This window comes from Pseudoalteromonas sp. SCSIO 43095, from assembly GCF_023650455.1.
GTDB lineage: Bacteria > Pseudomonadota > Gammaproteobacteria > Enterobacterales > Alteromonadaceae > Pseudoalteromonas > Pseudoalteromonas tetraodonis.
In genome coordinates this window covers 2,157,357-2,180,257 of the sequence record NZ_CP087995.1, presented here as the reverse complement: position 1 = coordinate 2,180,257, position 22,901 = coordinate 2,157,357, and the positions used below count along the sequence as shown (strand labels likewise).

Annotated in this window: 19 protein-coding genes and 1 rRNA gene; 16 read left to right on the top strand and 4 right to left on the bottom strand. The window is 41.2% G+C overall.

Features of this window, described 5'->3' with window-relative positions; translation table 11 throughout:
- Positions 1-148: 148 nt before the first annotated feature.
- From glyA to LOC50_RS10245, 10 genes are all read left to right on the top strand, one after another.
- Positions 149-1,405, top strand: coding sequence for a serine hydroxymethyltransferase (glyA, locus tag LOC50_RS10290; RefSeq protein WP_250653169.1), 1,257 nt, complete (start codon positions 149-151; stop codon positions 1,403-1,405).
- 107 nt (positions 1,406-1,512) lie between these two features.
- Positions 1,513-1,962 (top strand): transcriptional regulator NrdR, encoded by a 450-nt coding sequence (gene nrdR / locus LOC50_RS10285; RefSeq protein ID WP_010390928.1) that lies wholly within the window; start codon positions 1,513-1,515, stop codon positions 1,960-1,962.
- A 2-nt stretch (positions 1,963-1,964) separates the two neighbouring features.
- Positions 1,965-3,092, top strand: coding sequence for a bifunctional diaminohydroxyphosphoribosylaminopyrimidine deaminase/5-amino-6-(5-phosphoribosylamino)uracil reductase RibD (ribD, locus tag LOC50_RS10280; RefSeq protein ID WP_036979884.1), 1,128 nt, complete (start codon positions 1,965-1,967; stop codon positions 3,090-3,092).
- Between the two features lie 24 nt (positions 3,093-3,116).
- Positions 3,117-3,770 (top strand): riboflavin synthase, encoded by a 654-nt coding sequence (locus tag LOC50_RS10275; RefSeq protein WP_036979881.1) that lies wholly within the window; start codon positions 3,117-3,119, stop codon positions 3,768-3,770.
- Positions 3,771-3,798: 28 nt separating this feature from the next.
- On the top strand, positions 3,799-4,911 hold the full coding sequence (gene ribBA, locus LOC50_RS10270) for a bifunctional 3,4-dihydroxy-2-butanone-4-phosphate synthase/GTP cyclohydrolase II (protein WP_013464232.1): 1,113 nt from the start codon (positions 3,799-3,801) through the stop codon (positions 4,909-4,911).
- Between the two features lie 93 nt (positions 4,912-5,004).
- On the top strand, positions 5,005-5,469 hold the full coding sequence (gene ribH / locus LOC50_RS10265; protein WP_008110216.1) for a 6,7-dimethyl-8-ribityllumazine synthase: 465 nt from the start codon (positions 5,005-5,007) through the stop codon (positions 5,467-5,469).
- Between the two features lie 15 nt (positions 5,470-5,484).
- Positions 5,485-5,898 carry a transcription antitermination factor NusB gene (gene nusB, locus LOC50_RS10260; protein ID WP_008110215.1) on the top strand — a complete coding sequence of 138 codons (414 nt, stop codon included), beginning with the start codon at positions 5,485-5,487 and terminating at the stop codon, positions 5,896-5,898.
- A gap of 84 nt (positions 5,899-5,982) precedes the next feature.
- Positions 5,983-6,957, top strand: coding sequence for a thiamine-phosphate kinase (gene thiL, locus LOC50_RS10255; RefSeq protein WP_008110214.1), 975 nt, complete (start codon positions 5,983-5,985; stop codon positions 6,955-6,957).
- On the top strand, positions 6,954-7,439 hold the full coding sequence (locus tag LOC50_RS10250; RefSeq protein ID WP_250653168.1) for a phosphatidylglycerophosphatase A family protein: 486 nt from the start codon (positions 6,954-6,956) through the stop codon (positions 7,437-7,439). Before thiL ends, LOC50_RS10250 begins: the two co-directional genes overlap by 4 nt.
- Before the next feature lie 31 nt (positions 7,440-7,470).
- Complete coding sequence (locus LOC50_RS10245) at positions 7,471-10,557, top strand: ligand-binding sensor domain-containing diguanylate cyclase (RefSeq protein WP_036979875.1); 3,087 nt, start codon at positions 7,471-7,473, stop codon at positions 10,555-10,557.
- 62 nt (positions 10,558-10,619) lie between these two features.
- On the opposite strand, the gene dxs is transcribed toward LOC50_RS10245, so the two are convergent.
- The 3 genes from dxs to xseB form a co-directional block, all read right to left on the bottom strand.
- Positions 10,620-12,482, bottom strand: coding sequence for a 1-deoxy-D-xylulose-5-phosphate synthase (gene dxs / locus LOC50_RS10240; protein WP_036979872.1), 1,863 nt, complete (start codon positions 12,480-12,482; stop codon positions 10,620-10,622).
- A 115-nt stretch (positions 12,483-12,597) separates the two neighbouring features.
- The gene (gene ispA, locus LOC50_RS10235; protein ID WP_214552065.1) at positions 12,598-13,485 is read right to left on the bottom strand and encodes a (2E,6E)-farnesyl diphosphate synthase; all 888 of its coding nucleotides are present in this window, start codon (positions 13,483-13,485) and stop codon (positions 12,598-12,600) included.
- Positions 13,486-13,487: 2 nt separating this feature from the next.
- Complete coding sequence (gene xseB / locus LOC50_RS10230) at positions 13,488-13,730, bottom strand: exodeoxyribonuclease VII small subunit (RefSeq protein WP_010390946.1); 243 nt, start codon at positions 13,728-13,730, stop codon at positions 13,488-13,490.
- A gap of 303 nt (positions 13,731-14,033) precedes the next feature.
- Between xseB and pomA the strand changes: the two genes are divergently transcribed.
- The 4 genes from pomA to LOC50_RS10210 all read left to right on the top strand — a co-directional run bounded on the left by pomA (position 14,034) and on the right by LOC50_RS10210 (position 18,372).
- Positions 14,034-14,801, top strand: coding sequence for a flagellar motor protein PomA (pomA, locus tag LOC50_RS10225; RefSeq protein WP_248474133.1), 768 nt, complete (start codon positions 14,034-14,036; stop codon positions 14,799-14,801).
- 2 nt (positions 14,802-14,803) lie between these two features.
- Positions 14,804-15,724, top strand: coding sequence for a flagellar motor protein MotB (locus LOC50_RS10220; RefSeq protein WP_028834921.1), 921 nt, complete (start codon positions 14,804-14,806; stop codon positions 15,722-15,724).
- Between the two features lie 147 nt (positions 15,725-15,871).
- A complete protein-coding gene (locus tag LOC50_RS10215) occupies positions 15,872-16,360 on the top strand; it encodes a hypothetical protein (protein WP_036979862.1) in 489 nt (162 codons plus the stop codon).
- 71 nt (positions 16,361-16,431) lie between these two features.
- Positions 16,432-18,372, top strand: coding sequence for a DNA topoisomerase III (locus tag LOC50_RS10210; protein WP_250653167.1), 1,941 nt, complete (start codon positions 16,432-16,434; stop codon positions 18,370-18,372).
- 28 nt (positions 18,373-18,400) lie between these two features.
- Here the strand turns inward: LOC50_RS10210 and LOC50_RS10205 are convergent, their stop codons facing one another.
- Positions 18,401-19,711, bottom strand: coding sequence for a M20 metallopeptidase family protein (locus LOC50_RS10205; protein ID WP_250653166.1), 1,311 nt, complete (start codon positions 19,709-19,711; stop codon positions 18,401-18,403).
- Positions 19,712-19,820: 109 nt separating this feature from the next.
- Between LOC50_RS10205 and LOC50_RS10200 the strand changes: the two genes are divergently transcribed.
- Positions 19,821-20,678 carry a tetratricopeptide repeat protein gene (locus LOC50_RS10200; RefSeq protein ID WP_036979855.1) on the top strand — a complete coding sequence of 286 codons (858 nt, stop codon included), beginning with the start codon at positions 19,821-19,823 and terminating at the stop codon, positions 20,676-20,678.
- 630 nt (positions 20,679-21,308) lie between these two features.
- A 16S ribosomal RNA gene (locus LOC50_RS10195) occupies positions 21,309-22,844 on the top strand.
- Positions 22,845-22,901: the final 57 nt, after the last annotated feature.

Below are 22,901 nucleotides of genomic sequence, written 5' to 3'. Positions count from 1 at the left end.
TTATAAAAAAATATCATCATCAAAATGCTGTGAAATAGTTTCAATCCCTGTTTAAATATCCTCAACTTAAGAGCGTAGGCAAAACGTCGTTTTAAGCGTACAATAAAGCCTCTAAAAAATACCCATACACGTTGCCCAGGAGACCCCAATGTTAGAACGTAGCATGAATATTTCGGACTTTGATCCAGAGTTATTTGACGCGATGAGCAAAGAAACATCACGTCAGGAAGAACATATTGAGTTAATTGCATCTGAAAACTACTGTAGCCCACGCGTACTTGAAGCGCAGGGTTCTCAGCTGACTAACAAATACGCTGAAGGTTACCCGGGCAAACGTTACTACGGTGGCTGTGAGCACGTAGACGTAGTTGAGCAACTTGCTATTGACCGCGCAAATGAATTATTTGGTACAGATTACGCAAATGTGCAACCTCATGCCGGTTCACAAGCGAATGCTGCTGTTTTCCAAGCTCTTTTAAGCCCACTTGACACTGTATTAGGCATGAGCCTAGCGCACGGTGGTCACTTAACACATGGCTCACACGTAAACTTCTCTGGTAAAACATACAACGCAATTCAGTATGGCCTTAACGAAGAAACTGGCGAAATTGATTACGCACAAGTTGAAGCGTTAGCACTTGAGCACAAACCAAAAATGATCATTGCTGGTTTTTCTGCATACTCAGGTATTGTTGATTGGGCTAAGTTCCGTGAAATTGCAGACAAAGTAGGTGCTTACTTATTTGTTGATATGGCGCACGTTGCAGGTTTAATTGCTGCGGGTGTTTACCCAAGCCCAGTGCCATTTGCTCACGTTGTAACAACCACAACACACAAAACATTAGCGGGTCCTCGCGGTGGTTTAATCATCTCTGCGTGTGGCGATGAAGAAATTTACAAAAAGCTAAACAGCGCTGTTTTCCCAGGTGGCCAAGGTGGTCCTTTATGTCATGTTATTGCTGCTAAAGCGGTTGCATTTAAAGAAGCACTTCAACCTGAGTTTAAAACATACCAAGCACAAGTTGTTAAAAATGCACAAGCAATGGTTGCGGTATTACAAGAGCGCGGCTACAAAGTAGTATCGGGTAAAACTGATAACCACTTATTCTTACTTAACTTAATCGACAAAGATATCACAGGTAAAGATGCAGATGCTGCCCTAGGTAATGCGAATATCACGGTTAACAAAAACTCAGTACCGAACGATCCACGTTCACCATTTGTTACCTCTGGTCTGCGTATTGGTTCACCAGCAATCACTCGTCGTGGCTTTAAAGAAGCTGAATCAAAAGAGTTAGCGGGCTGGATCTGTGATGTACTAGACAACATCGAAGATGAGTCAGTACAAGCGCAAGTAAAAGAAAAAGTGAAAGCAATTTGTGCAAAATTACCTGTTTACGCTTAATCCAAGAGTAAAATAGTAATTTAGATCACAACTGCACACATTTTTGATATGATAATGGCCGCTATGATAGCGGCCATTTTTTGTTTTTAAAACGGAAACACACAGTTATGCATTGCCCTTTTTGCACCGCCAAAGATACTAAAGTTATTGATTCTCGCCTTGTAGGTGGAGGACACCAAGTACGTAGACGTCGTGAATGTAATGAATGCCACGAACGATTTACCACCTTTGAAGGGGCTGAATTAGTGATGCCACGGGTCATCAAGCAAGATGGCAGCCGCGAACCGTTTAATGAAGATAAGTTACTAAATGGCTTAACTCGCGCCCTCGAAAAACGCCCCGTAAGCACTGAGCAAGTTGACGAAGTGGTTAATATTATTAAGTCGCAGTTACGTGCCACTGGCGAACGCGAAGTGTCTAGCCATTTGGTGGGTGAGTGCATTATGGAAGCGCTTAAAAAGTTAGATAAAGTGGCCTATGTAAGATTTGCCTCTGTATATCGCTCGTTTGAAGATATACGCGAATTTGGTGAAGAAATAGCCCGCTTAGGAGAATAGTAATGAGCATGCAAAGTTCGTTTTCAGAGGATGATAAACGCTACATGGCTCGCGCTATTGAACTGGCAAAAAAAGGGCGCTTTACCACCACTCCTAATCCTAATGTTGGCTGCGTACTCGTAAAAAATAATAAAGTAATAGGTGAAGGGTTTCATCAGTTAGCGGGTCAAGGTCACGCAGAGGTAAACGCACTGGCTATGGCTGGTGAAAATGCAAAAGGCGCAACCGCTTATGTAACACTTGAGCCTTGCAGTCATTATGGTCGAACACCGCCATGTGCTGAAGGGCTAAAAGCAGCAGGTGTTAAAAAAGTGATTGCTGCTATGGTTGACAGCAACCCGCAAGTTGCAGGCAAAGGTCTGAAAATTTTAGCGGATGCTGGTATAGAAGTCGCTTACGGGTTACTTGAAGCGCAAGCTCGCGCATTAAACCTTGGGTTTTTTAAGCGCATGGAGCAGGGATTACCCTTTGTGACTTGCAAAATGGCCGCAAGTATAGATGGTAAAACGGCGCTTAAAAACGGGCAAAGTAAATGGATCACTGGCCCCGCAGCGCGCCAAGATGTGCAACTATACCGAGCACAAAGCTGTGCAATTTTAACCGGTGCTGATACGGTATTAATGGATGATGCAAAATTAAATGTGCGCCCAGAAGAGTTACCGTATTCTTTACCAACTGATTTACCACTGCGCCAACCGGTTCGCGTTGTTATTGACTCACAAAATAGACTTACCCCTGATCTTGCCTTATTTTCAATTCAAAGTGAGGTGATAATATTTACCACCAAGGTTGATAAATCGCATCAGTGGCCTCATTTTGTTAAACAGATTGAAGTACCTGAAAATAATAATAAAGTAGATTTACTGGCCGTGTTAAACACGCTAGCCCAATTGCAGTTTAATAATGTGTGGCTAGAGGCCGGAGCAACACTGGCTGGCAAAATGACAGAACTTGATTTAATTGATGAGTTTGTTTTTTACATTGCCCCTAAATTAATGGGCTGCGATGCTAAAAGTTTACTGAATTTCCCAGAGTTAATGAGTATGCAAAATACCATTAATTTAACTTTTAATGAGTGTGTGTCAATTGGTGATGATTTACGTATCACAGCACTAAAAAAAGCTCATTAATCATTTTATATAAAGAGTAGCACTATGTTTACTGGAATAGTTGAAGCGACAGGTAAAATTGCGTTATTACAAAAAAAACAAGGTGATTTAGCTATTCGTATCCAAAGTAAAAACCTTGATATGAGTGATGTTAAGTTAGGTGACAGTATTGCAACTAATGGTGTCTGCCTGACGGTTGTTGATAAGCATATTGATGGCTTTAGTGCTGACTTATCAAATGAAACGATTAGCTTAACGGGATTTGCACATTACGCATTAGGGCAAACCGTTAATCTAGAAAAGGCGATGCAACCTGTTTCGCGCCTCGGTGGTCATTTAGTATCTGGCCATGTAGATGGTATTGCTACTATCACAGCGATTAATGCCAATGCGCGAGCAACAGAATATTGGTTAGCCACCGATGAAAATTTAATGAAATACATTCCTTACAAAGGGTCGGTTTGTATTGATGGTATTAGCCTGACGGTTAATGCGGTTGAAGGTAATAAATTTAAACTGACGATTGTGCCCCACACCAGCGAGCAAACGACCATAGCTGACTTTAAAGTTGGCACCCAGGTTAATTTAGAGGTCGACCAAATAGCACGTTATTTAGAGCGCCTAGTTAGAGGGGCTGACCAACCTTCGGGTTCAGATATTTCGATGAGCTTACTCGCTAAAGCGGGCTTTATAAAATAACGACATTGACAACTTATACGAGCAACTTATGAATTTAAACAGCGCACAAGAAATAATTGATGACATTAAAGCCGGTAAAATGGTTATTTTAATGGATGATGAAGACAGAGAAAATGAAGGCGATTTAATTATTGCTGCTGAACACATTAGTGCAGAAGCGATTAACTTTATGGCGACTCATGGCCGTGGACTAATTTGTTTAACGATGACTCAAGAGCGTTGCTCGCAGCTTGATTTACCATTAATGGTAAAAAATAATGGTGCCGCATTCTCAACTAATTTCACCATGTCAATTGAAGCATCAAAAGGGGTCACCACAGGTATTTCTGCAGCGGATCGTGCTCGCACTGTTCAAGCTGCCATTGCGAAAGGCGCTGTGCCAAGCGATATTGTACAACCAGGTCATATTTTTCCTATTATGGCGCAACCAGGCGGCGTGTTAACACGTGCAGGGCATACAGAAGCGGGGTGTGACTTAGCGCGTTTAGCAGGGCTTGAGCCATCATCAGTGATTGTAGAAATCCTAAATGAAGATGGCACCATGGCGCGTCGTCCTGATTTAGAAGTATTTGCTAAGCAACATGATATTAAAATTGGCACCATTGCTGATTTAATCGAGTACCGCAACCTAAACGAAACCACAATTGAGCAAGTTGCAAAATGTAAATTGCCAACTGAACATGGTGAGTTTGACTTAGTGACTTACAAAGACACCATTGATGGGCAGTTACACTATGCATTGCTTAAAGGTGAAATAAAACAACAAGAACCGACCTTAGTACGTGTGCATTTACAAAGTACTTTTAACGATATTTTACTCTCTGATCGCAATGCTGACCGTAGTTGGGGTTTATCGCAAGCAATGGCTTATATTGCTGAGCATAATGGCGCCTTAGTTATTTTAGGTAAGCAAGAAAGCACTGAAGAGTTAGAAGCCACAGTAAAAGCGTTTGCCGCAGCTGATGCGGGTGAAAATGTGACGCCACGTAAATTTCAAGGTACTTCGCGCACCGTAGGTGTGGGTTCGCAAATTCTGGCTGATTTAGGTATTCAAAAAATGCGTTTGATGAGTTTACCTAAAAAATACCATGCATTATCAGGGTTCCATTTAGAAGTGGTTGACTACGTAGAGCCACAATAATTACGCGCTAGGTTATTATTTTATTTATGTGGTATAATGCGCATCAATTTTTGCGCAACCGAAATCGCTTAAACTTATTTTTAGGGTTATCAAATGAAAATTATTGAAGGTAATAAATACGCTCCAGGCAAAAAGTTTGCCATTGTCATTTCTCGTTTTAATGACTTTATTGGTAGTAGCTTGCTTGCAGGTGCTGTTGATGAGCTAAAACGTACTGGTGGAGTATCAGAAGACGATATTACCGTGATTTACGTACCCGGTGCGGTTGAATTACCTTTGGCAGCGAAACGCGTTGCAGCAAAAAAAGAATATGATGCAATTATCGCCTTAGGTGTAGTGATCAGAGGGGGCACGCCTCACTTTGATCTCGTCGCTGGCGAGTCAAATAAAGGGCTTGCACAAGTATCGCTTGAGTATGATATCCCGGTTGCATTTGGCGTATTAACCACTGAAAGCATTGAGCAAGCAATTGAGCGCGCAGGTACCAAAATGGGTAACAAAGGCGGCGAAGCTGCTTTAGGTGCGCTTGAAATGGTTAATGTGTTAGATAAAATTTAAGTTTAAGGAATTTTTGTGAAACCAGCAGCAAGACGTAAAGCACGTATCTTAGCACTTCAAGCCGTGTATTCATGGCAATTAAGCGGCAATGCGATTGCCGATATCGAACAACAAATGTTGATCGAAAACGATGTGACTAAAATTGATGTTGAATATTTTAAAGATTTAGCACGTGGAGTTGCCGTAAATCATAAGCAACTAGACGAAGCTGTATCGCCTCATTTAACTCGTCCATTTGATGAATTAGACGAAGTTGAACGTGCAATCTTACGTTTAAGCAGCTACGAGCTTAAATTTCGTGAAGATGTTCCTTATAAAGTGGCTATCAATGAAAGCATTGAATTAGCGAAAATGTTTGGCGCTGAAGATAGCCATAAATTTGTAAACGGTGTACTTGATAAAGCTGTAAAACAGTTACGCAAGTCATAACAACTTAAGCTGCATATTAATTTCAGTGAGTTGTTATAAATAACCGTTAAAAAGGAGAGCCGGCATAGGTCGGCTTTTTTGTGTATGAAGGAATTTGAATTAATTAATCACTACTTTAAAGGTCGCGGTATCACTCGTCGCGATGTTAATTTAGGGATTGGAGATGACTGTGCGCTTGTCACTGTACCAGCAAACTGTCAGCTTGCTGTAACAACAGATACCTTAGTTGCTGGGGTGCATTTTTTTCATGATATCTCTCCTCGCGCATTAGGGCATCGAGCTCTGGCAGTAAATTTAAGTGATTTAGCTGCCATGGGTGCAGAGCCTACATGGGTATCGGTTGCACTCACGTTGCCAAGTATCGATCCACAATGGATTGCAGAACTGACTGACGGTATGCATGAAATTGCTGAGTACTTTAATGTACAAATTATTGGTGGCGATACGACTCAAGGCCCACTCAGTATTACTATTTGTGCAAAAGGCACGGTTCCTGAAGGTAAAGCACTGCGTCGAAGTGGCGCAAAAGTGGGCGACTGGATTTTTGTAACCGGACCGCTAGGTGATGCTGGTTTGGCAATTGAGTCAAAAAAACAAGGTTTGCCAGTTGCACCTGAACATTTAAAGCATATTAATAAATGTTTAAACTTTCCAACGCCACGCGTGGCCGCCGGACAAGCTTTGCGTGGCTTAGCGTCATCAGCGATTGATATTTCAGACGGTTTACTTGCTGACTTAGGGCACATTTTGGATTTGTCACAGGTCAGTGCAACAATCAATATTGAAAATGTACCTACTTCTGATGCGATGCAAGCGAGTCTTGATTTTGAGCAACAGCTTCCTTTTATACTCAACTATGGCGATGACTATGAACTACTTTACACTGTCCCAGACAGTAATAAGAGTATGCTCGATATTAAGTTGCGCCAATACGGTGTAGAAGCAACCTGTATCGGCCAAATCAAAAGTGGTGACGGGAATATAGAATTATTACACCAAGGTGAAAAGTTTGTTTTTGAGCACAAAGGCTTTGAGCACTTTTCCAAGGAGCAGGTTTGAATAGAAACCGATTATTTAATTTAAAACGCCCACATCAATTTTTTGGTTTGGGTTTTGGTACAGGGCTTGCGCCTAAAGCCCCTGGTACATTTGGTACTTTAGCGGCGTTACCATTTATTTTTATTACCATGCATTTTCCGTTATGGTTACAAATTGTATTTGCGGTGGTGATCAGTATATTTGGTATTTGGGCATGTGGAAAAACAGCTGATGACCTTCAAGTTCATGATCATCCAGCTATTGTTTGGGATGAAGTCGCTGGTTACTATATAACGATGATTGGTGCAGCACTGAATTGGCAAACATTATTAGTGGGCTTTTTACTATTTCGCTTTTTTGATATAGCAAAGCCAGGGCCGATTCGTATACTTGATAAACGTGCTCATGGTGGGTTTGGTATTATGGCCGATGATGTACTTGCAGGTATTTTTTCGCTTATTTGTTTGCAAGCATTGATAAAAGTAGGTTTACTACCCTTTTAATTTATTATTTGTTTAACTAGGTGGCAGCACTATGATGCGATTTTTATTGGTTTGTGTACTCTTGATGTGTGCCATGCCAAGTACGGCTTCAATTACTGATTACGTAGTTAAACAATGGAACATTAAAGACGGACTTCCCTCACAATCCCTTAAAAGTGTGGTGCAAGATAACCAAGGCTACATGTGGCTTGGTACGCAATTCGGATTAAGCCGATTTGATGGTAACACTTTTACTAATTACAACACTCAAAATAGTCTGTTTTTACCCAGCAATGGCATCAATAAATTACTGATTGATGGCCAAGGACTATTATGGATAGGCACGAAAAACGGCCTCGTTGTTATAGACCCAGAAAAGCTAACCGCACAAGAGTTTAATATTAAAGGCCCTGTTAGAGATATTCTTGAAGACTCTAAAGGCAGTATTTGGATAGCAGCTAATGGGCTTTATTACATAGACAGAGGCCAGATAGAGCTGCGCGACCAGCTAAACAATCCGAGCCCTATCGTAAATGCCACTGCGATCACCCAAATAGTAGGGTCAGTCAGTAAAATGGCGCTCTCACCAGAGGGAATTTGGCTGGTTAACGATCGTAATTTATTGCGCTTGACGCAAAGCGCGTCTGATTTTTCTAAATTGCGCTTAGAGCTTACCGCTAAAGTGGCCTTGCCTGATCGTTTAGCGCAAACAATTGTTCACGACTTATCCTTTTTAAATGGCAATTTATATCTTGCTTCTGAGCTAGGCGCTTACTTTTTAGATTTAGATGATGAGCTACGCCCATTTCCGCTGCCTAACGCTAACAACTCAGCCGTTTATAAGTTTATGAGTGATGGCAATGGTGGCCTGTGGGTATCGACTTATGGGCGCTTATTGTTCAGAGGGAAATCGGATGATTGGCAATGGGTTGAGCCCAGTCAATTAGATCAAAGTATTTGGTTTGCCGATATATTTAGAGATGATGAAAATAATATATGGTTAGCGAGTTTTAGTGAGGGACTTTGGCTTGCTCACGAAGGGCGAATAGAGCGCCATTCAGCCATTTCTAAAATGACCGAAGCGGTTATGGCCATTAGTAAATCACCAGATGGTAAGTTATGGATTGCCAACAAAAGCGGCGTAGGCTATTTCGATGCCGATAAAACGTTTATCAATGTCATTAACAGTACCAAGTATGGTAACGCCTCAGTACATGACTTACAGTTTGACGGCAATCGTCTTTATGTTGCCACTGGTAGAGGTTTGTTTTTCTACGAGTCGAATACCTTATATAGTTTTCCTGCCCGTGCGTTGAGTGATAATCCTGTATTTGCTATTAGTACGTCGACTAAAGGCGGCTTTTGGGTGGGCACTGGGCGAGGCTTATATCGTTTAAATTACAATGGCTTAAACCCTTTTGCGTACAATGCTTTTTTAGGCAGTAAGTTTGTAACCTATGTTTTAGATAAACCAAATTTTGGCGTGATTGGTACCAGTAAAGGGGCGTATTACTTTACTGAACGCGGGATAGAAAAAATAGGCGACCAAACCACTTTGGAAAGTGCGTACGTGACTAGCATTTTACACATTAAAGGTGTGGGGATTTTAATTGGCTCGCTTAACGATGGTTTGTTTTATCGCAGTGGACAAGGGCAGTGGCAGCAATTAGATGCCGCCAATGGGCTGCCATACGGTTCTATATTTAGTCTTGAATACGACGATACTACAAAACGTATTTGGGTAAGCACCATGAAAGGGGTTTATCGCATGCCGGTTGAGCAATTCAAAGCCAACATTGAAAGCCTAAAAGTGGAGGAAGTGATCTCTTCATTTGATCGACAGCTCGATGGTAAAGCAAGTCAATGCTGTAATGGTTTAGGCCATGATGCGGTGGTTGATATGGATAATTCAATTTGGTATCCCAGCTTGCAAGGTGTTGTAGAAATTCCCAAAGACGTAGAATTATTTGGACTGCGTTCACTTAAACCAACTATAGAAACTTTAACCACGCCATCACGAAAACTTACTGCGGCTGCGTTAGGTAAAAAGCCAGTACTTAAAACTGACGAGCGTGATGTAACGCTTACCTATACCGCCATCGATTACTATGCACCTGCAAGTATAGAGTTTAGGTATAAACTCAATGGGCTTGATAATGATTGGCGCTATGCAAATACCCGCCGAGAAGCAATTTACACTAACTTACCAGCAGGTATGTTTTTATTTGAATTAGAGACAAAACGTCAAGGTGAAGATTGGGGCAAAGCGCAATCGGCCGAATACGCTTTTGTGGTGCCTGAACGATTTGGTGAAACTATATATTTTAGATTACTGATCACCAGTGGTTTTGTGTTGCTCTTTTATTTGGTGTTTTGGGTATTTAAAGTTCAAGAGCGACGTAAGCAGCAAGTTCTTGAGGGGCTTATTACTGAGCGAACTCTTGAGCTTCGCCAAGCAAACGATAAATTAAACCAAGTAAACTCTCAGCTTAAGCTTGTTAGTCACTCTGATGAGCTAACAGGGCTGAGAAGTCGCCGTTTTTTGTTTGATCAACTACCAAAAGATATTGAGCATTTTCAGCGTAACTCGCAGTCATTGCAGGCTCAAGGTAAATCGTTGGTATTGTTAATTATTAATTTAGATAACTTTAGCCGCATTAACGATGCCTATGGCCCTATTGCCGGAGATAGCTGTTTACAACAAGTAGCGGCATTACTTAACTCGCGTACCCAAGGTTCTGATTATGTTGCCCGTTGGAGTGGTGATGAGTTTTTACTGTTATTGCGCGATTTTAAATGTAATTTAATCGACAGCTATGTATCTGAATTATGCCAAGCAATTGCTGATTATTCGTTTCAGCTTCCTAACGGTGAAACAACCAATATAACAGCGTCAGTCGGGTGGTCGTTCTATCCTTTACCTCTTTTAGGTGGGCAAGTTATTAGCTGGGAAACATCAATTAATCTAGCTGACATAGCATTACATCAAGTTAAAAAACGTGGCGGCGATGGCGTCGCTAATATTACCTTTGACGAGCAATTAGATGCATTTGAGTTTGAGCAAAACCCCAATGTTGAACAGCAAATTGGTTTGTTACAAAGCAATGGTCTAGCCGACATTAAGGTGTGGATGCGCTAGAGATTATAGATGAGCAATAAAAAAGGAGCCAATGGCTCCTTTTTTATTAAACACTATAAGTATTAGCTCATAAATGCTTTAATTGAAGTTAAAATACCATGTTCACCCAACCCCATTTCATCGTGCATTTGCTGTTGTGTGCCATGTTTAATGAATTCATCAGGAATACCTAAGTTAAGCACTTTTACATCGGCTTTAATGCTCGCTAAATATTCATTAACTGCAGAGCCTGCACCGCCCGCAATCGCGTTATCTTCAAGGGTTACAATAATATCGTTATCATTAATCAGCTCATCAATTAATGCCGTATCAAGTGGCTTAATAAATCGCATGTTTACTAATGTGGCATTGAGCTCATTAGTGGCAAGTTGTGCGTTTTCAAGCAAGGTACCAAATGACAATATAGCCACTTTAGTACCTTTTTTAATTACATTCGCTTTACCAATTTCTAGCTTTTGCATAGTGCTTTGAATGTCTGCTGAGCCTGCACTACCACGCGGGTAACGAACAGCAACAGGACAATTAGCTTGATAGCCTGTATAAAGCATATGACGGCATTCGTTAGTATCACTTGGGGCCATAATGACCATGTTAGGTATACAGCGCATAAAGCTTAAGTCGTAGGCGCCTTGATGGGTTTCACCATCGGCTCCTACAATACCGGCGCGGTCTATAGCAAATAATACCGGTAGGTTTTGCAGTGCAACGTCGTGAATTAGTTGATCGTACGCGCGTTGTAAAAAGCTAGAATAGATAGCCACAACGGGCTTTAAGCCCTCACAGGCAAAACCTGCAGCAAGAGTAACGGCGTGTTGTTCTGCTATCGCTACGTCAAAGTATTGTTCTGGATACACTTTAGAAAAACGTACCATACCTGAACCTTCACGCATAGCTGGTGTGATTGCCATGAGTTTACTGTCTTGCTCGGCCATGTCACAAAGCCAATCACCAAACACATTTGAGAAAGTCGCCGCACCTGGCTTAGATTTTGGTAAGCTTGATGTTGCAGGATCAAATTTTGGTACGCCATGATAACCAATCGGATCGGCTTCGGCAGGCTTATAACCTTTGCCTTTTTGGGTTTTTATATGTAAAAGCTGTGGGCCTTTTAAGTTACGCATATTGCGCAGCGTATCAACCAACATATTCACATCATGTCCATCAATTGGGCCAATGTAATTTAGACCTAATTCTTCAAAAAAAGTACCCGGGATCATCATCCCTTTAATATGTTCTTCCATACGGCTGGCAAGCTCTTTTACCGGCGGTACACCAGAGAGCAGCTTTTTACTGCCTTCACGGATGTTGGTATAAAAGCTACCTGATAAAATACGCGCAAAATGATTGGTTAACGCACCGACGTTTTCAGATATCGACATTTCGTTATCGTTCAAAATGATCAGCATGTCTGATTTAACATCGCCAAGGTGGTTCATTGCTTCAAAGGCCATACCCGCAGTAATTGCGCCATCGCCGATTACCGCGACTGTTTTACGCCCTTTGCCTTCTTTTTGCGCAGCAATGGACATACCCAGCGCCGCAGAAATTGAGGTACTTGAATGGCCAACACTAAAGGTATCGTATTCACTTTCATCTCTAAAAGGGAAAGGGTGCAATCCGTCTTTTTGGCGAATGGTATGCATTTGGTCACGGCGGCCAGTCAGTATTTTATGCGGATAAGCTTGATGGCCCACATCCCAGACCAAACGGTCATCGGGTGTGTTGTATACATAATGTAATGCAACGGTAAGTTCTACGGTTCCTAAACCAGACGCTAAATGACCGCTACTTTGCGATACCGAATTGACTAAATAGTCACGCAATTCATGGCTAAATGCAGGAAGCTTATCTTGTGCTAACTCTCGCAAGTGGGCTGGTTCGTTCACCAAATCAAGTAATGGATACTTGCTGCTATCAAGTGTCATGGTTTTTTATATATCCTTCGCTAATATTAACCCTCCTCAAAACAAACGAGGTTTAAAAGGCGACTTAATATTCAGTAATAATTTTGTTCTAAGATTTAATACGGTTTAGCCATGTTTAATGGTCACGTTCAATTAAATAGTTTGCCAATGCCGCTAAATCTGTTGTGTCTGCGTCAATGTTAGCTAATGCCTCATGGGCTTGTTGTATTAAATTTTGTGCTTTTTGCTTAGCGCCTAGCATACCTAATAAAGCGGGGTATGTCGCTTTATTCGCTGCAATATCTGACCCTTGTGGCTTGCCTAAAGTAAGCGTATCGCCCTCAACATCTAAAATATCGTCATGAACCTGAAATGCAAGCCCTATAGCGTATCCAAAAGTTGATAAGTTATCTAAAGTTTGTTGGCTCGTATTAGGAGCACACAGTGCACCAAGAGTAATCGCACAATTTATTAGCGCACCGGTTTTAAGTTTATGAATACGTTCTAACTCATCAACAGTAATAACCTTATCGGTTGCTGCAATATCACGGCCTTGTCCGGCAACCATACCTTGTAACCCCGAAGCATGCGCTAATGCTGCGATCATTTTTAATTGTGCTTCAGTCGAGCATTTAAATTTATGCTTGGCAATAAGTTCAAATGCTAAAGTTTGCAGTGCATCTCCAGCTAAAATCGCTTGTGCTTCACCGTATACAATATGGCAAGTAGGGCGACCACGGCGTAAGTCGTCATCATCCATCGCAGGTAAATCGTCATGCACTAATGAATAACTATGAATGCATTCAATGGCTGCTGCCAGCACATCTAAATCACGTTTTTCAGCACCGAGCATTTTGCCTGTGGTATAAACCAAAAAAGGGCGTAATCTCTTCCCGCCATTCATTAGACTGTAATGTGTGGCTTCTTTTATGGTGTTGTCGCTTTCAAGTGGTTGTTCGAAATAAATGTTGAGTGTATTGACTACATCATCTTGAGCGAGCTTTATTTGTTCTTTTATGCTCACAATTATTCCAAATCGTTATCAAACTGAGTAAGCGGTGCTTTTTCGTCATTACCCATTAATATCGACACCTTTTGCTCAGCTTGTTGAAGTTTGCCTGAAGATGCGCTCGCAAGTGCAATACCTCGCTCAAATTGCTTTAAAGACTGTTCAAGCGATAAATCACCTTGTTCCATTTCACTGACAATTGTTGTTAGCTCTTCTAGTGCTTGTTCGAAACTTAAATTTTCAGGTTTTTTAGTCGCCATCTTTATTTTCAACTTACATAATAAATTTAGACGCCAATTTTAGGGGGAATGCTAAACTAGGTCAAAGAATGATATTGTTTTTTGATAGATAAATGCTGTTGATTGGGTTTTATTGCGTTTCAACGTTATTTTTTAAAATTATTAATTTTGATTAATTAGGTTGATTACCTATGTTGATCTAAAATAGGACTAATCGTAATTTTACCGTTTATCATAAAAATCACTTAAGTATTTCAGTATCTTGCCGATAAACAATTAATAACAACGCTTGCGAAGAAAAAATATAAAACCTTTGGAGGGAATGTGGATTTAGCAACCATTATTGGGATCCTTGGCGCAATTGGCTTAATTGTCATGTCCATGTTTATGAGTAGTAGCGGTGAAGTCGCTATGTTTTACAATACCCCTTCTGTGGTTATCGTATTTGGTGGTTCCCTTTTTATCGTTTTATCTAATTTTACCATGTCGCAATTTCTTGGCATTGGTAAAGTATGTGCAAAAGCGTTTATGTTTAAAATTGAACCCCCTGAAGCGTTAATTGAAAAGGCGGTTGAGCTAGCAGATTCTGCCCGAAAAGGCGGGTTTTTAGCCTTAGAAGAAGCTGAAATTCCAAATCCATTCATGCGCAAAGGCGTTGATATGCTCGTGGATGGGCATGATGCGGATGTAGTGCGTGCAACATTACAAAAAGATATTTCCCTGACGACGACTCGTCATGAAATGGGCGCAAGCTTATTTAAGTCGCTAGGTGATATTGCTCCCGCAATGGGGATGATCGGTACGTTGATAGGCTTAGTGGCTATGCTCTCGAACATGGATGATCCAAAAGCAATCGGACCTGCAATGGCGGTAGCCTTGTTAACAACGTTGTATGGGGCATTTTTGGCGAATGTTGTCGCCATTCCTATTCAGGTAAAACTTGAACTGCGTAAAGACGAAGAGGCCATGAATCAGCGCTTAATTTTAGATGCGGTATTAGGCATCCAAGATGGCCAAAATCCTAAAGTAATTGAAGGGATTTTGAAAAATTATCTAGCTGAATCAAAACGCACAGTCAATACTGAGGAATAATTATGTCAGATGAAGAGTGCAAATGCCCTCCTCCAGGGTTACCTGCATGGATGGGGACATTTGCCGATTTAATGTCGCTATTAATGTGCTTTTTTGTACTTTTACTCGCATTTTCTGAAATGGATGTACTTAAATTTAAACAAATTGCGGGCTCAATGAAGTTTGCTTTTGGTGTACAAAATAAAATAGAGGTAAAAGACATTCCAAAAGGGACATCTGTTATTGCTATGGAGTTTACGCCGGGTAAACCTGAGCCAACTCCTATAGAAACCATTCAGCAACAAACGGTTGAAATGACTCAACAAATGCTTGAGTTTCAGGCGGGAGATGAAAGCTCCGCAGGTGGACGTCAAGAACAACGTGGTGAAAAGCGAGGTGGTGAATCAAGCAGTACCTCAGAGGAAGTTGCTGCAGCTACGGCAGTGTCTGCTGCTGATCAAGAGCAAATAAATGACTTAGTTAAAAAAATTGCGCAACAGCTTGAAAAACAAATTATTGATGGGGCTATTGAGCTTGAATCTTTAGGGCAGCAAATCATAATTCGTATTAGAGAAAATGGCTCGTTTCCATCGGGGAGTGCATTTTTACAACCACAATTTAAACCTATCATTCAAGATATTGGCCGATTACTTAAAGATGTACCCGGTGAAATTACAGTGTCTGGTCATACGGATGATTTTCAGGTATCCAACGAGCTTTACATTAATAACTGGGATTTATCCTCTAAACGCGCAGTTGCGGTAGCGAGTGAATTACAAAAAGTTCCAGGTTTTGATAAAACCAGAATGATGGTGGTAGGGCGTGCAGAAACACGACCTTTAGTACCTAATGATTCCCGCGAAGATCGCAGACGCAATCGCCGTGTAGAAATATCTATTTTACAAGGTAAGGCAAAAGAGTCAGCGCCAATTGATGTAAGATAGAATGATTTGGCTATGTACCTTTTTTAGCGTAGAGTGCAACATTATTAACAAATGTAATGGGGCGAATATGTTGACTAAGTATTGTAGTATGCCTGGTAACGGCGATGGAACTGATGAAGATACAAAAGTTAAGTAAGGTTATTTAGTTTGCCTGAATGGTTTTTGTATTTTGTAAGTATATTAAGTAAAAGCTGGGTTCTTATTTTGAGTCCGGCTATTTTTATATTCTTTATCCTCAAAGATTATTTAGCTCTTAGGTTCGTTGTTATTACCGCCGCTTTTTTCTTATTTGGCACTGTGACCTACTCAAGTTTAATGGCGTTTGATGATGGTATTTATATATACCGTTACCTTGTATGGGCATTAACAGATATTACTTGGATGGCCCTTATTGCTTATTGGGGTCTTAAAGATAAAGTGCATTTGTGGCAATGTGTACTTGGCCAACTTGTGGTTATTGCTGCCCCTATTCTGCAATTGTTTCGTTTAGTAGATCGCCATCTTTGGGATTTATCGTATAGTACTGTTATGTATCAAACATTTATGCCCTTAATAAATATCGCTACTGTTGTTATATGTTATCTACCGCTTTTATATATTTTTGTTAATAAGCGAAATAAAGCTTTAAGCTTATAACGACAAAAATACCCCTCGTTTAAAATGATGTGCTAGACTACTGTTTATATGAACAGTGTTAGAGCTATGTTATGAAACTTTATATTGCTGAAAAACCCTCTTTGGGTCGCGCTATTGCAGACGCACTTCCTAAACCGCATAAAAAGCATGATGGCTATATTGAAGTGGCAAATGGTGATTGCGTATCTTGGTGCATAGGTCATTTGCTTGAGCAAGCAGAACCCGATGATTATGATGAGCGTTTTAAAAAGTGGCAGTTTGAACATTTACCTATTGTGCCTGAGCATTGGCAACTTAAAGCAAAGCCTAAAACTCGTAAACAACTCACTATTTTAAAAAAGCTAATCAAAAAAGCAACAACACTTGTACATGCTGGCGATCCTGACCGTGAAGGCCAGTTATTAGTTGATGAAGTTATAGAACAAGCAAAAATCAGCCAAGCAAAAAAACAAAATATTCAGCGTTTATTGGTCAGTGACTTAAACTTAACGGCAGTTAAAAAGTCAATAAATAGTATGCGTGCTAACCGTGATTTTATCTCTTTAAGTGTATCTGCTTTAGCACGGTCTCGTGCTGATTGGTTGTTTGGTATGAATTTAACGCGAGCTTATACGCTAGCTGGGCAAAAAGCGGGCTTTGGTAATGTGTTGTCGGTTGGGCGAGTACAAACACCTATTTTAGGTTTAGTTGTAAATCGTGATAATGAAATCGCAAATTTTGTATCCAAACCATTTTATGAAGTACTTGCTCATCTTGTTACACCTGAGCAGCAATCATTTACTGCTAAGTGGATACCGAGTAAAGCGTGCGAACCATATCAAGATGAAGAGGGCAGAGTACTTAATAAAGCCTTAGCCGAAAATGTGACTTCACGCATTGCTAATCAGCCCGCAAATGTAACAGCGCTTGAGCAAAAGCAAAAAAAACAAACCGCGCCTCTTCCTTATAACTTATCTGCTTTACAAATAGATGCTGCTAAAGCTTTTGGGATGCCAGCACAAAAAGTACTCGATATTTGCCAAGTTTTATATGAACGTCATAAATTAATTACCTACCCACGCTCAGATAACCGTTACTTACCGAGAGAGCATCACCAAGATGCACCTGCTATTTTAAAAGCGATAGCCGTAAATGGTGGGCAGTCAGTAGAGCTGGTAAATGAGGCAAATGCAAAACAACGTAGTAAATGTTTTAATGATGCAAAAGTGGCCGCTCATCACGCCATTGTGCCGACAGCTAAACAGTTAAAAAGTGTGAGTTTAGCCAATGATGAAGCAAAAATTTATCAGTTAATAAGTCGACACTATTTAATTCAGTTTTATCCCGACTACATATATAACGAAAGCAAAGTAGAGGTAACCATAGCCGGTGGTTTATTTAAAGCAAGTGCAAAGCAAGATGTAAGCTTAGGTTTTAAATTGCTCATGGGTAAGTCGGAACTTAAAGAAGAAGCTACATTACCTTATTTAGAAAAAGGCATGGCACTTACTTGTACTAAAGGTGAAGTGGTGCAAAAGCATACATCTCCTCCGGCTCATTTTACCGATGCAACCTTACTTGCTGCTATGACGGGAATTAGCCGTTATGTAAAAGACCTGCAAATCAAAAAAATATTAAAAGAAACAGATGGCCTCGGTACAGAAGCAACGCGTGCAGGCATTATTGAGCTGTTATTTAAACGTCGCTTTTTAAAACGTGAGGGAAAAGCAATTAAAGCAACTGAAACAGGTCTGGCATTAATTAGTGTATTACCAGAGGGATTATCAAGCCCCGACTTAACTGCAAAATGGGAGTCGAGTTTAAGTGATATTGCACAGCAAGCAATGAGTTATCAGCAGTTTATACAACCTTTATTAGCCGATTTAACTAACTTTGTAAGTCAAGCGGCGAACTGTAATAGTCAAGCATTTGCACTGTTACCTAAAACGTCACCTAAAAAGCGCTTTGCCAAACGTACAAAAAAAGCGCCGTATAAAAAGTCGAGTTATAAAAAAAGCCCTACGGTAAATTAATCGCAGGGCTTACATATAGCGTTGAAGGTTACTGATTGAATAGTGCCACAGCGGCGTTACTCATAGCCTTTATTCCTGTAGGCAGTGCTACTTTATAATCAGGCGCAAATTTACTTGAATGTAACGAGGGCAGTGTTTCGTTATTTTTTATTGCCTTGGCGTACTGCTGTTGGTTAACGCCACCTAGCCAAAATAAGGTGATAGGAATATTTTCGTCGGTGCGCCCGTATAATCCAAAGTCTTCACCGGCCATTACCGCTTCTGTTTCGAGCACGTTTGCATCACCTATCGCACTTTTTATAGCGTTTCGAACAAGGTTAGTTTGTACTGGGTTATTGTAAGTTGATGGAATTGATTCATCTTCATGAACTTTCACTACAGGGTAAAGAGATTCCTCAAGGCCTGCACTTTGTGCTATACCTGCAGTAATACGTTTAATTGCCGCTATTTGTGCGTTACGTACATCTGGATTGTAGCTGCGTAGCGTAAGTTGCAACTTAACTTCATCAGAAATAACATTGTGTTTAGAGCCACCATGAATGGAACCCACCGTTATCACTGAAGGTTCAAGTGGAGAAAGCTCTCGACTAGTAATTGTTTGTAGTGCAAGTATTGTTCGAGCTGCGATGATCACAGGGTCAATAGTTGTATGCGGGTAAGCACCGTGGCCACCTTTTCCTTTTATACTAATATCGACAGAATCAACATTGGCCATGGTGTATTCATTTTTCATTGCCACCTTACCTGCAGCAACATTAGCGCTTACATGCAAAGCAATAATATGATCAGGTTTAGCGTATTTGCTAAATAATCCTTCCTTGAGCATTGCTTTTGCACCACCGCCTACTTCTTCAGCGGGTTGAGCAACCATCATTAAAGTACCTTGCCACTGATTTTTATGCATAATTAATTGCTCTGCAGTGCCAATAAAAGAGCTCATATGAATATCATGACCACAGCCATGCATAACGCCAACTTCACTACCTTGATCATTAATTGTGGTAATAGTTGATGCGTAAGTTTTGCCTGTTTGCTCTGTTATAGGCAGGCCATCAGTATCAGTTCTGATCATGACGGTAGGGCCTTGACCATTTTTGTAAATTCCGACTACACCATAACCACCTACATTATCGGTTACGTCAAACCCTAATTTCTGAAGTCGTTCAGCGATTTTTTTACCTGTTTGCTTTTCCTTATATGACAATTCAGGTGATTGATGTAGGTCTAAGTAAAGTTTTTCTATTGCCGGCATGCTGGTATCAAGATCCAATTTAAGTGCTTGCGCATTCAATAATGGGCTGACTAATAAACACAATGCACTTACATACGCTAATTTCATATTTCCCTCACTACCTTTTATTGTATTTAAATGATTTAAACAGATGACTTGTAATTATTATCTTCATCACCATATAAAAACTTAAATAGATGAACATGGCAATAATTCAATGAGTAATATAGTTAGTCTTAACGCACAAAACCTTCAGCAAGTATTGGGTGAAACATCACAACAAAAGTTAGTACTACTTAACTTTTTTTCTCCACAAAGCCCTGAGTGTATTAGCCAAGCAGCTATTTTAGATAAGTTAGCTGCTGAATACAGCAACTATATAGTAGTCGCAAACTTAGACTGCGATGCAGAGCAGGCACTTGCCTCTCAACTTGCCCAACAAGTTGGATTGCAAACCTTACCTACTTTAGTGTTATTAAAAGACTCAGCTCCAGTTGATGTATTAGCGGGTGCTCAAACAGAAAGCCAAGTTCGTGATGCATTATCTAAACATTTACCTGCGCAACAAGACCTTTTATTAGAGCAAGCCAAGCAAGCACTTATTAATAGTGATTTAAATGCCGCGTTTAATCATGCTAAGCAAGCATATGAATTAGATAGTCGTAATGCGAGAATTAAATTAGTGCTTGCAGATATATGTATACAGATTCACAAACTAGATGAAGCCGCTGCGTTAATAGAAACAATAGATGTAAAAGAGCAAGATGCATACTTTAATAATATTAAGGCAAAATGTGAGGCCGCATTAGAGGCAACCGATTCACCTGAAATAAAAGCATTGCAAGAAAGAGTAGCCAAGCATCCCAATGAGCTTGAATTACAAATGGAACTTAGTAACCTACTCAATGAAGCAGGAAGGAAAGAAGAAGCATTAGAAGCACTCTTTACTATCCTTAAAAAAGATCTTAACTATGATGAAGCCAAACCAAACTTCTTAGCAATAATCGCCTCTTTACCTGACGGCGATGCATTAGCCGCTAAATATCGCCGCAAGCTCTATAGTATTTTATATTAACGGCTAATTAGAACCTTTATAAAAGCATCTAACTAAAGATGCTTTTTTGTTTTCTACATTTAAAAAGAGGATAAATGCAGGGTTATCCACAGGGTTTTGTGGGTAACGTGTGTGTCTAGGTGGGGTATCTTTGGGGTAACAATTAAATGCAAAAAAGCCTTTAAAAACGCTTGCGTTAAAATCGATTCTCCCTATAATGCGACCCCACTGAGACGGGGAACGCCAACGCATAGCGAGGCACGAGCTACTCAGTGAGTCGAGTAAAACTTAGTTCTGAAAACTTTCAAGTTTAACAAAATTAAGTGTTGACAAAAAAATAGGAAAGCGTAATATGCGCAGCCCTAGCGAGATAAAGTTTAACGATTTAATCGCAACGTTCTTTAACAATATAAAGCAATCATCTGTGTGGGTACTCGTACAGATTGAGTTCTAACAGCCAAGCTACTTCGTTCTTTATTGAGCAAGTAACGAGGCAAGCAAATTTAGAGTCTCAATGTGATTTCTCGAAAGAGAAACTGAGTGACCAACAGAATAGTTACTTTTAGTAATTATTCAGCACAGTCAATTCAATATCGAAAGATATTAAATAAATTCAGAATTCATTGAGCTGTCGAAAGACATAAAACTTTTTAATTGAAGAGTTTGATCATGGCTCAGATTGAACGCTGGCGGCAGGCCTAACACATGCAAGTCGAGCGGTAACAGAAAGTAGCTTGCTACTTTGCTGACGAGCGGCGGACGGGTGAGTAATGCTTGGGAACATGCCTTGAGGTGGGGGACAACAGTTGGAAACGACTGCTAATACCGCATAATGTCTACGGACCAAAGGGGGCTTCGGCTCTCGCCTTTAGATTGGCCCAAGTGGGATTAGCTAGTTGGTGAGGTAATGGCTCACCAAGGCGACGATCCCTAGCTGGTTTGAGAGGATGATCAGCCACACTGGGACTGAGACACGGCCCAGACTCCTACGGGAGGCAGCAGTGGGGAATATTGCACAATGGGCGCAAGCCTGATGCAGCCATGCCGCGTGTGTGAAGAAGGCCTTCGGGTTGTAAAGCACTTTCAGTCAGGAGGAAAGGGATGTAGTTAATACCTGCATCCTGTGACGTTACTGACAGAAGAAGCACCGGCTAACTCCGTGCCAGCAGCCGCGGTAATACGGAGGGTGCGAGCGTTAATCGGAATTACTGGGCGTAAAGCGTACGCAGGCGGTTTGTTAAGCGAGATGTGAAAGCCCCGGGCTCAACCTGGGAACTGCATTTCGAACTGGCAAACTAGAGTGTGATAGAGGGTGGTAGAATTTCAGGTGTAGCGGTGAAATGCGTAGAGATCTGAAGGAATACCGATGGCGAAGGCAGCCACCTGGGTCAACACTGACGCTCATGTACGAAAGCGTGGGGAGCAAACAGGATTAGATACCCTGGTAGTCCACGCCGTAAACGATGTCTACTAGAAGCTCGGAACCTCGGTTCTGTTTTTCAAAGCTAACGCATTAAGTAGACCGCCTGGGGAGTACGGCCGCAAGGTTAAAACTCAAATGAATTGACGGGGGCCCGCACAAGCGGTGGAGCATGTGGTTTAATTCGATGCAACGCGAAGAACCTTACCTACACTTGACATACAGAGAACTTACCAGAGATGGTTTGGTGCCTTCGGGAACTCTGATACAGGTGCTGCATGGCTGTCGTCAGCTCGTGTTGTGAGATGTTGGGTTAAGTCCCGCAACGAGCGCAACCCCTATCCTTAGTTGCTAGCAGGTAATGCTGAGAACTCTAAGGAGACTGCCGGTGATAAACCGGAGGAAGGTGGGGACGACGTCAAGTCATCATGGCCCTTACGTGTAGGGCTACACACGTGCTACAATGGCGCATACAGAGTGCTGCGAACTCGCGAGGGTAAGCGAATCACTTAAAGTGCGTCGTAGTCCGGATTGGAGTCTGCAACTCGACTCCATGAAGTCGGAATCGCTAGTAATCGCGTATCAGAATGACGCGGTGAATACGTTCCCGGGCCTTGTACACACCGCCCGTCACACCATGGGAGTGGGTTGCTCCAGAAGTAGATAGTCTAACCCTCGGGAGGACGTTTACCACGGAGTGATTCATGACTGGGGTGAAGTCGTAACAAGGTAGCCCTAGGGGAACCTGGGGCTGGATCACCTCCTTATACGATTTAGAACTTATTTGTTCGCAGTGTCCACACAGATGATTGTTAGTTAGTTTT